Here is a 9,600-nt window from a genome sequence, read left to right as displayed (position 1 = left end):
CGCCCAACAACAAGCGGATGCAGCGGCAAGCGTATTCGCTAGGCAACAGGCCCACGCAGCAGCGAGACAGATTGCACAACAACAAGCCGAAACAGCTGCACGCGAAATCGCCCGGCAACAGGCCGCAGCAGAACAAGCTGAAGCCGAGGCAATTGCCAAGGCTGAGCGAGAAACGGAGGACTCCAAAACACGAGCGCACTCGACTTTAAGTTCCATGGTCGCAGCGCCTTACACCACCCCCGCCTCCAACGTCGCGGCATTGGCGCTCGAAACGGCTCTCAAGCAAATCACGCTAAGGCTACTAACCTCTGCGCCAATGGTGTGGGTTCCGGTTCTGGCAGCCATCTACCCGTCCGACCTTGGCGATGGCAATTTAAGAAATACCCCGCTGTCCCCTCCCGGCAGCGACGCACTTGGCCCGACGACTTTACCGGAAGCATTACCGCTGCCACCCGCTTATCCCGGCGGAAGAGCCGTCCCCAATCCGTCGCAAATCGAAACACTTCCTGGGGTTGACCCGGCAGATACAAATGCCAGTATTCCGGGATATCCGTCCGACGAAGAGCTGCCATCGCCGGATGTGATGGAGGCCCGAAACACGCCCGGGACAGCGAGTGGCATTGGGTCACCTTCTAACGGTACTTGGCTTGGTGAAAACACGCGAGGTGAAGGCGCGGCAATTCCTTCTCAGATCGCAGATTTGCTCCGAGGGCAGCGTTTCGATAATTTTGACCGCCTACGGGAGGCAATTTGGAAGGCCGTTGCAAATGACTCAGAGCTTAGCAAGCAGTTTAATCGCATCAATATTGCGCAGATGATGCAGGGTAAATCGCCAACTGCATTAGCTTCCGACCAAGTTGGTCAACGGGTGAAATTTGAAATTCACCATCAAGAATGGATCGTAAACGGTGGTGCAGTTTACGATATGGATAATCTGTTTATATTAGTGCCACACAAACATATTGAAACCCACAAGCCGGAAAGAAAATTATGAACTTCAAGGAAAATCTGGAAGACTATACAGAACTGGAGTTTCTCGAGCTTTTGGCAGAGCTATTTGAGAACAAAAATGGCTTAACTGCAGATGACTACGAAAACCTAGCAACTGCACTTATTTTACATATCGTATCCATCACTGAACATCCGGAAAAATCAGACTTACTCTGCTATCCCGCACAGGGGCGAGAAGATAGTCCGGAGGGGATTTTGGCGGAAGTTAAGCGCTGGAGAGCGGCGGCCGGAAAGCCGGGATTCAAAGCCCCATAAAACGAATACGACGATTACTTTGCCACATGTGAGCATGTGGCAAAGCTAAAAAATTACTGCCGCCCCGAACAATCACCATTTTTCTTATGTGCTCCAGCGGGACGGCTCACTCACGCCCAAATACCTTAGGCATCAGACATGACCGATTATAACTATCACCTACACCAACTACCTAACTTTCTAATTTCCGAGGTTAACGCAGCGGCCGGTCCGCTCCACGGACTACCACTTGACCAAATTATTGCTAGATACAGATCGGCTACAGATCATTTGATTACGGTTAAGCGCGCGAAGTATCAGGCGGTCCACAGTGTCCAATTAACGAAAGTACAGATGGACGAAATGACCGCCCTCCTATCCACCCCCGGATTCGACCTCAGCAGGGCCCCCCACTTTCAATTCATGTTGGCTCAAATTGGATATGAGTCGATTCGGTTCCTGAGCAACTTTAATAACTATTTGATTTCTGCTCAGGCACAATTTCACGAAGCGGCACGACAATTCACGCTGCGACAAGCCGAAGAAGCGGCACGCCAACTTGCTCAACGACATGCCGAAGAAGCCGCACGTCAGCTTGCACAGCGTCACGCCGAGGAGGCTGCACGCTTACTTTCGCAGGCGCAGGCCGAGGAGGCCGCACGCCAACTCGCTCAGCATCAGGCAGAAGAAGCCGCTCGGGAACTGGCCCGGCGACAAGCTGAAGAGGCCGCACGTCAGCTCGCTCAGCTTCAGGCGGAAGCAGCTGGGAGAGAAGTCATCCGCCTACAAATGGCAGAAGTCGCAAGGCTGGCCGCAGAACGCCAAGCTGACTTGGCACATCTACTGTTATTGCGTCCCGACGTAGAAGAAGCTGCCGTTCAACAGATTGTTGAACGCACAAAAGAGGAGGCCTTCAAAGAAGCCGAGCGCATTGAGGCGGCGTCCAATGTCAAAGATGCTGCAGGTAATCCCGTGAAGCTCATCCCAGAAGCGATGGTTCTCGCTGAAGTGGATAAGTTGGCACTGAAGCTCGAATCAGATGTACGGGTAGCCTTGGCCGAGTTCTCACAAGCAACCGGTCCTGATATGGGCATCCCCGAAATTGATGCTTTCAACGCCATGCTTTATGCATTCAAGCAAAGTGGGATTGAGGTTCAAGTAGCTTATTGAAACAAGAACCTGTGGGAGCCAACTTATTGGCGAGGTGTAGTACCTGACACACCGCGCTTAAACTTCGCCAACAAGTTGGCTCCTACAGAAAATCTTGGCGCCTTATAGTTTCATTAGGCTTCGATATCCGAAGGATTATCGTTTTCCGTGGACCATGGCTCAAACCGCCAGTTTGATACGGTCAGTAATGCGGCGTCGGCAAATTCGGTGTGGGACGCTTTGTATATTTCTGCGCTCTTTACTAGACCGTTGGAGGCGACTACGAAATAGACTTTCACTTGCCATTCCACGCTGACACTGTTCAACCCTTCGGGGTAAACCCGGTCGAGTTTATACACCGGAACTAGCTCGATATTGTGCGCGAATACAACTATCGGCCACATTGCAACCAAAGCAACCGCTGGGTTATGACTGCTCCGTAGCCGATCGCGGGCAAGCGCGCTCCTACAGATATCGCGCTAAACTCGCGACCCGCAATGGGTTTCTTTTATCGCATTACAGAAATTTTCTAATTTCCTCTGGAAGATAATCCACATACATCGCATCTGGATTTTTCCGGCAGTTACTAAGTATGTTATTCAGACTGCGTCTCAAGGTTGCAAGCAGAACTTTTAGTTCCTCCTCCGTCGCGTTGTAGGCCATGAAGACACCATTGTCCAAATAAGCCTGGGTGTGCCAGAAAATCCTCATTCTGCTTAACGTTGTACTCCTATGTTTTTCGCTCCATATGGCAAAGGATTTATTAACGTCGCTGCATTTCATTTTCAGTAACGCGGTGTTTATATCGCTGGGCACCCCACCCCCTTCCTTTATCCCTTTCCCGCCACTGAGCAGAAACGGCATTGTCACTGTCATTTCTGATTTTCTGCCGTTTTCTACTGACCAGGGTTTGAACTGCCAAGTCGCGACAACATCCTGGATGGCTTCAGCGAGCGCTGGGTTATCGGTTTCAACTAGTGAGGTTTTATCTACCCACCCATCAGAATTTATGACCACATCCAGCTTTACCCGCCCGGACATCTTGCCCTTTTCGACCGCGTTGATAATGGTAGGATTGGGCGTATACATTGGAATGAGCAGAGCCTTATCAGCGTTTGCCACACATGAGAAAATCATCAGAACCAGATATATAAATATTCTCATTTGTTTATTGTCTTCCATTTCACCTCGTGACAAATGGGAAGTTGCAGCGGAATGAAGAGTTCATTAGCCGCTTTCGATATCAATGAAAATAACATGAGTAACAAACACAGACAGAGTTTCATTCTTGGTACCTACTTTCGTGGATCAAGAATGATAACTATTTTAGATAGATACAATAAGACCAATAGGTCCTATAAGAATGTAGGACGCTTCCCAAACTGAGTTTATTACTATTGTTACGCAGCCGATCGCGAACAAGTTCACTCCTACAGTTTCGGTCGGCGGCGAATGTGCGACTGCATGCTCTGTGGGACCGAATTTATTCGGGAGGGGTCCGCCGGTAGAATCGCGGCATCGGACATGACGCTTTCCCGAATGAATTCGGTCCCACGAGTTCGGAGTTCCTTGCCAACGCATCGGCGACAACGCGGACATGCTTTTGATGTTGGCTTGTCAACCAACTGGGCCGCAGGGCCTTCATTGATATGGGCAAGATTGCCTCTGCCTGCCCCTAGGCCACGCGGGTTTCGGCGCTCTGCCCACAACGCTTGAGCTTCGCTTCCAGATTTAAATCCGGCATGGCGTGGCTGCGCAGACAGTTGGCGGTTTGTTCGACGTAGTCGCGGGTGGTGCCGTAGCGGCCGGTGGCGCTGGCTAAGACCTGGCTGAGGATGTTGTCGGGGAGGTTGCCGGCGTAGCTGGGGAGGTGGCGTTCCAGTACGAAGCCCAAGGCCTGAACCCGGGTGCCGTCTTCGAGGCGGCAGCTGAGCCAGTGAGGTCTGTACGAGGGATAAGGCATTTCCCGCTGCCACAGGGCGAGCAGTGATTCTTGTAGGCATTCTTCGGGCAGACGGTAGGCGAAGCCGCTGCACGAGCCGCCGCGATCAAGGCCGAATACCAGGCCGGGCAGCTCAGGCGTGCCGCGGTGTTCGTGAGACCAGAGGTACAAACCGCGATGATAACCGTGCACACGTCCGCGCTGACGCTCCACAGCGGAGCATTCTGGTCGCCAGATGAGCGAGCCATAAGCGAAGAGCCATACCGGGCCACCTTTGTGTAGCTTCATGGTGGCTTGCATAGAGCTGAGCAGTTGCTCGCGCGTCAGTTGCGGCCCCATGTCGATAACCGGCGGGTAACTGAGCTCCAGGCCGAGATGGTCAGCCGTGATCAAACTGTTGAGTTCATTCCCCATTACTTTCCCCCTGGCATTACCACGCCAGTTGTCGCTGACCTGATTCTTAATGCAATTTGTACTCCACTGCCGGCGCTAATCTTCCAGGCGGTAGTAAACACAAAGACGCTGCGGCTTATCCACCGGTCACGGTTATAGCTTAGAAGCCTTGACCGTCGATCTTAAATACCGAATTCGAATAGGGAGTGATGAATGGTTGTCCAGCCACGGCAGCCGTTGCCTGCCGAGTCATCACGGGACCGCCCAAACATACTGCAAACCTCTGACACATTTTGTAGGCAGCCGAACCTGTTACAGCGCATGACAGCTGTGTATAAAGCCGCCCCTTGGTATTTAAACGCCTAGGAGAATATCCATGAACCAAAGATTATCCAACCGCTGGATTTTCGCCGGGCTGCTGACAGCGTCAACCGGCGTTGGCGCAAATGAAGCATCGCAGCAGGATAAGGAAGGCTTCTGGCTACTCCAGACCAGCGCTTACACACGGCACTTTTCGCCTGATCCCGATCACAACAATCGACAGCAACTGATCGGTCTGGAGCGCAACGAGGGGTCTGGATTGCTGTACGGGGCAGCAACGTTTCGCAACTCGTATGACCAGCAATCGACCTATGGGTATGTCGGGAAACGCTTCGACAGCGCGGATTATCCGGTGTACGCGAAGGTGTCGGGTGGGCTGATGCATGGTTATCGCGGCAAATACCGCGACAAGATTCCATTTAATCGCTTTGGCATTGCGCCAGTGATTATCCCATCGGTTGGCGTCCACCTCGGGCCCGTCACGGCCGAGGCAGTTTTGCTGGGGTTTTCGGCAACGATGGTGAACGTCGGGGTTCGCTTCTAAAAGACGAATCAGCCTCTGGGCGCGTAAGCAAACACGTCGGCGTGCATCTGATGGGCGTCCATTCCAGCGTTCACTAACGCATCCAGTGTTGCGTAAACCATGTTGGGCGAACCGCTGGCGTAGACAATCACCGACGTCAAATCACTGATGTCCTCGCAGACAGCCTCATGCAGCATGCCGCAGCGCCCTTCCCAACCGCACACATCACTGACGACTTTGTGCAGAAACAGATTAGGCAACTGCTTCCAGTCGTCCCAGTGGGGCATCTCATAGAACTCTTCAGGACGTCGAACGCCCCAATACAGATGCACCGGATGCTGAAAACCTTCAGCGCGGCAATGCTCGATCAGGCTTTGCATCTGCCCCATGCCCGTACCTGCGGCGATTAACACCAACGGGCCGTTAGGCAAATCGGCGAGGTGTGATTCGCCATAAGGCAATTCAACGTTGACCATACTGTTGCGTTGCAACTGATCGACGAGGCTCAACGCGCTGGCTTCACGAGCCAACACATGGAGCTCAAGGTCACGGCCACGGTGCGGCGACGAGGCCATGGAAAACGCCGATTTCTCGCCGTTTTCGCGCTCGATCATCAGGTACTGCCCGGCGTGATATCGCGGGGGTTTGCCAGCTGGCGCTCGCAGGCGAATTCGCCATACATCGCCGCCGACCTCAGCACACTCAGTAATTTGACACGCCAGCTTGCGCAGCGGCAGTTCGTTACGTGCCAGCACGCCGTCCCACATCACCACGCAGTCTTCCAGCGGTTCAGCCAAACAGGTGTAAAGCTCGCCATGATCACGCGTCTCACCTGCCTGCAGAACTCGGCCCTCGACCAACAGTGCCGTGCAGATATGGCAGTTGCCATTTCGGCAGCTCTGCGGACAGTCATAACCGAGGCGTTGTGCAGCGTCGAGTATTCGCTCGCCGGGCAACATCTCTAGTACCGCACCTGACGGCTGCAACGTTACGCGCATCAATCTATTCCTAACTGATTCCAGATATCGTCAATCCGGCGTGTTACCGCTTCATCCTTGACGATAACTCGACCCCACTCACGCGTGGTCTCACCTGGCCATTTGTGCGTTGCGTCCAGACCCATCTTCGAACCCAGCCCAGAAACCGGCGAGGCGAAATCGAGATAGTCGATCGGCGTGTTTTCAATCATCACCGTGTCACGCTTGGGGTCCATGCGCGTGGTGATAGCCCAGACGACGTCGTTCCAGTCCCGAGCATTGATGTCATCATCGGTGACAATAACGAACTTGGTGTACATGAACTGTCGCAAAAACGACCAGACGCCGAGCATGACGCGCTTGGCGTGGCCGGGATACTGTTTCTTGATGGTCACGATGGCCATGCGATAAGAACAGCCTTCAGGCGGCAGGTAAAAATCGGTGATCTCCGGAAACTGCTTTTGCAGGATCGGTACGAACACTTCGTTTAACGCTACCCCAAGAATCGCTGGCTCGTCTGGCGGCCGGCCGGTGTAAGTGCTGTGATAAATCGGTTTGATCCGATGGGTAATGCGTTCAACCGTGAAAACTGGAAAGCTATCGACTTCGTTGTAATACCCGGTGTGGTCACCATAAGGGCCTTCATCGGCCATTTCGCCCGGATGAATCACGCCTTCGAGGACGATCTCCGCACTGGCGGGGACTTGTAGGTCATTGCCACGGCATTTGATCAGTTCCGTACGGTTACCGCGCAGCAAGCCGGCAAATGCGTATTCGGACAGGCTGTCAGGCACTGGCGTTACGGCGCCGAGAATAGTCGCCGGGTCTGCACCCAACGCCACGGACACCGGAAACGGTTTGCCGGGATGCTTCTCGCACCACTCTCTGAAATCCAGCGCGCCGCCACGGTGGCTCAGCCAGCGCATGATGACCTTGTTCCGGCCAATCACTTGCTGACGATAAATGCCCAGGTTCTGGCGGTCCTTGTTCGGACCTTTGGTAACGGTCAGGCCCCACGTGATCAGCGGACCGACGTCGCCCGGCCAACAGGTTTGCACCGGCAGCATGCCAAGGTCGACGTCATCGCCTTCTATGACCACTTCCTGGCACGGCGCGTCCTTGACGACCTTGGGCGCCATGGCGATGATCTTGCGGAAGATCGGCAGCTTAGACCAAGCGTCTTTCAAGCCTTTTGGTGGCTCTGGCTCTTTGAGGAACGCCAGCAGCTTGCCAATTTCACGCAGTTCGCTCACCGCTTCGGCACCCATGCCCATAGCCACGCGCTGCGGCGTACCGAACAGGTTGCCGAGCACGGGAATGTCATAACCGATGGGGTTTTCAAAGAGCAGAGCCGGCCCTTTGTTGCGCAGGGTTCGGTCGCAAATTTCGGTCATCTCAAGCACCGGCGAAACAGGCACCTGAATGCGTTTCAACTCTCCGCGCTGCTCAAGCTGCTGCACGAAATCCCGAAGATCCTTGAATTTCATTGATCAGGCCATTCATAAAATAGACGCACATCCTACCTGCTCTGAGGGTTGGCGACAGCTCATGAACGCTGAATAGAAGCGTTCAGGGCGTATTTTCGCTCAAGAAAATTACGCAAAAAAAAATGGCGCCCCGAAGGACACCATTTTTTCACACGATTCTGCCAGGTGATTCAGCGGCTTATTTGCGCTTCATCGACAGGAAGAACTCGTCGTTGGTCTTGGTCTGCTTCAGCTTATCGATGAGGAACTCGATAGCCGCGACTTCGTCCATTGGGTGCAGCAGTTTGCGCAGAATCCACATCCGTTGCAGCTCGTCATCGGCCGTCAGCAACTCTTCGCGGCGGGTACCGGAACGGTTGATGTTGATGGCCGGGAACACGCGCTTCTCAGCGATCTTGCGATCCAAAGGCAGTTCCATGTTGCCGGTGCCTTTGAATTCTTCGTAGATCACTTCATCCATCTTCGAGCCGGTTTCAACCAGCGCGGTAGCGATGATGGTCAGCGAGCCGCCTTCTTCGATGTTCCGTGCAGCGCCGAAGAAACGTTTCGGTTTCTCCAGTGCGTGAGCATCTACACCACCGGTCAATACCTTGCCGGAGCTAGGGATTACGGTGTTATAGGCACGAGCCAGACGGGTGATGGAGTCGAGCAGGATCACCACATCCTTTTTGTGTTCGACCAGACGCTTGGCCTTCTCGATCACCATTTCGGCAACCTGTACGTGCCGCGTTGGCGGCTCGTCGAAGGTCGAAGCAACCACTTCGCCGCGCACTGTACGCTGCATTTCGGTTACTTCTTCCGGACGCTCATCGATCAGCAGAACGATCAGATGCACTTCCGGGTTGTTGCGCGTGATGTTCGCTGCGATGTTCTGCAGCATGATGGTTTTACCGGCTTTTGGCGGCGCAACGATCAAACCACGCTGACCTTTACCGATCGGGGCACAAAGATCGATCACCCGGCCAGTAAGGTCTTCAGTGGAACCGTTACCGATTTCCATCTTCATACGAATGGTCGGGAACAACGGCGTCAGGTTTTCGAAAAGAATCTTGTTCTTCGCGTTTTCCGGACGGTCGTAGTTGATCGTGTCGACCTTGAGCAGAGCGAAGTAACGCTCGCCTTCTTTCGGTGGACGGATCTTGCCGACGATGGTGTCGCCGGTGCGCAGGTTGAAGCGACGAATCTGGCTCGGCGAGACATAGATATCGTCTGGGCCGGCAAGATAGGAGGCGTCCGCAGAGCGGAGGAAACCGAAGCCGTCCTGAGGATCTCCAGCACGCCATCACCGGAAATTTCCTCGCCACTTTTGGCATGCTTTTTCAGCAGGGAGAAAATAACATCCTGCTTGCGCGAACGGGCCATATTTTCTATGCCCATCTGTTCGGCCATTTCGAGCAGATCGGTAATCGGCTTTTGCTTGAGTTCAGTCAGATTCATATAGGGAATGACGTAATCATGTATGGAGGGAGAAATTAAGCTTTGGGCTTAAGAGGCCGCGCCGCAGAGAAGGCGAAAGGATCGCGTACAAAATCGAAAGGAGAGCGTCGGCGACGGCTAGCAGGG

General features: G+C 53.8%; 8 protein-coding genes and 2 pseudogenes. 4 read left to right on the top strand and 6 right to left on the bottom strand.

What is annotated here, in order from left to right; all coding sequences use genetic code 11:
• From M0974_RS25830 to M0974_RS25820, 3 genes and pseudogenes are all read left to right on the top strand, one after another.
• Positions 1–994, top strand: a pseudogene (locus M0974_RS25830) (hypothetical protein); the annotation flags it as partial.
• On the top strand, positions 991–1,266 hold the full coding sequence (locus tag M0974_RS25825) for a bacteriocin immunity protein (protein WP_297843776.1): 276 nt from the start codon (positions 991–993) through the stop codon (positions 1,264–1,266). The pseudogene M0974_RS25830 and the gene M0974_RS25825, both read left to right, overlap by 4 nt.
• A gap of 138 nt (positions 1,267–1,404) precedes the next feature.
• A complete protein-coding gene (locus M0974_RS25820) occupies positions 1,405–2,415 on the top strand; it encodes a hypothetical protein (RefSeq protein ID WP_297843773.1) in 1,011 nt (336 codons plus the stop codon).
• A 113-nt stretch (positions 2,416–2,528) separates the two neighbouring features.
• On the opposite strand, the gene M0974_RS33375 is transcribed toward M0974_RS25820, so the two are convergent.
• The 3 genes from M0974_RS33375 to M0974_RS25810 all read right to left on the bottom strand — a co-directional run bounded on the left by M0974_RS33375 (position 2,529) and on the right by M0974_RS25810 (position 4,750).
• Entirely contained in the window at positions 2,529–2,798 is a 270-nt protein-coding gene (locus M0974_RS33375; protein ID WP_367279052.1) for a TonB family protein, read from the bottom strand.
• A gap of 112 nt (positions 2,799–2,910) precedes the next feature.
• On the bottom strand, positions 2,911–3,576 hold the full coding sequence (locus M0974_RS25815; RefSeq protein WP_297843770.1) for an energy transducer TonB: 666 nt from the start codon (positions 3,574–3,576) through the stop codon (positions 2,911–2,913).
• Positions 3,577–4,069: 493 nt separating this feature from the next.
• Positions 4,070–4,750 carry a gamma-glutamylcyclotransferase gene (locus M0974_RS25810; protein ID WP_297843767.1) on the bottom strand — a complete coding sequence of 227 codons (681 nt, stop codon included), beginning with the start codon at positions 4,748–4,750 and terminating at the stop codon, positions 4,070–4,072.
• Positions 4,751–5,105: 355 nt separating this feature from the next.
• On the opposite strand from M0974_RS25810, the gene M0974_RS25805 reads away from it, so the two are divergent.
• Positions 5,106–5,594: a sn-glycerol-3-phosphate transporter gene (locus M0974_RS25805; RefSeq protein ID WP_297843764.1), complete on the top strand. Its 489-nt coding sequence runs from the start codon at positions 5,106–5,108 to the stop codon at positions 5,592–5,594.
• Between the two features lie 8 nt (positions 5,595–5,602).
• On the opposite strand, the gene M0974_RS25800 is transcribed toward M0974_RS25805, so the two are convergent.
• The 3 genes and pseudogenes from M0974_RS25800 to rho form a co-directional block, all read right to left on the bottom strand.
• On the bottom strand, positions 5,603–6,571 hold the full coding sequence (locus M0974_RS25800) for a CDP-6-deoxy-delta-3,4-glucoseen reductase (protein WP_297843761.1): 969 nt from the start codon (positions 6,569–6,571) through the stop codon (positions 5,603–5,605).
• Positions 6,571–8,037, bottom strand: coding sequence for a 4-hydroxy-3-polyprenylbenzoate decarboxylase (gene ubiD, locus M0974_RS25795; protein WP_297843759.1), 1,467 nt, complete (start codon positions 8,035–8,037; stop codon positions 6,571–6,573). The genes M0974_RS25800 and ubiD overlap by 1 nt, the downstream gene beginning before the upstream one ends.
• Before the next feature lie 178 nt (positions 8,038–8,215).
• Positions 8,216–9,474: pseudogene (gene rho, locus M0974_RS25790) on the bottom strand (transcription termination factor Rho).
• Positions 9,475–9,600 lie beyond the last annotated feature (126 nt).

The sequence above is a fragment of the Pseudomonas sp. genome (genome assembly GCF_026224925.1).
GTDB lineage: Bacteria > Pseudomonadota > Gammaproteobacteria > Pseudomonadales > Pseudomonadaceae > Aquipseudomonas.
The sequence above is the reverse complement of the archived record's forward strand: the minus strand, read 5'-3'. Positions and strand labels throughout refer to the sequence as shown.

Coding starts and splice junctions, on each gene's coding strand:
- M0974_RS25825 (WP_297843776.1), top strand. CDS start 991: ATGAACTTCAAGGAAAATCTGGAAGACTATACAGAACTGGAGTTTCTC.
- M0974_RS25820 (WP_297843773.1), top strand. CDS start 1,405: ATGACCGATTATAACTATCACCTACACCAACTACCTAACTTTCTAATT.
- M0974_RS33375 (WP_367279052.1), bottom strand. CDS start 2,798: ATGTGGCCGATAGTTGTATTCGCGCACAATATCGAGCTAGTTCCGGTG.
- M0974_RS25815 (WP_297843770.1), bottom strand. CDS start 3,576: ATGGAAGACAATAAACAAATGAGAATATTTATATATCTGGTTCTGATG.
- M0974_RS25810 (WP_297843767.1), bottom strand. CDS start 4,750: ATGGGGAATGAACTCAACAGTTTGATCACGGCTGACCATCTCGGCCTG.
- M0974_RS25805 (WP_297843764.1), top strand. CDS start 5,106: ATGAACCAAAGATTATCCAACCGCTGGATTTTCGCCGGGCTGCTGACA.
- M0974_RS25800 (WP_297843761.1), bottom strand. CDS start 6,571: ATGCGCGTAACGTTGCAGCCGTCAGGTGCGGTACTAGAGATGTTGCCC.
- ubiD (WP_297843759.1), bottom strand. CDS start 8,037: ATGAAATTCAAGGATCTTCGGGATTTCGTGCAGCAGCTTGAGCAGCGC.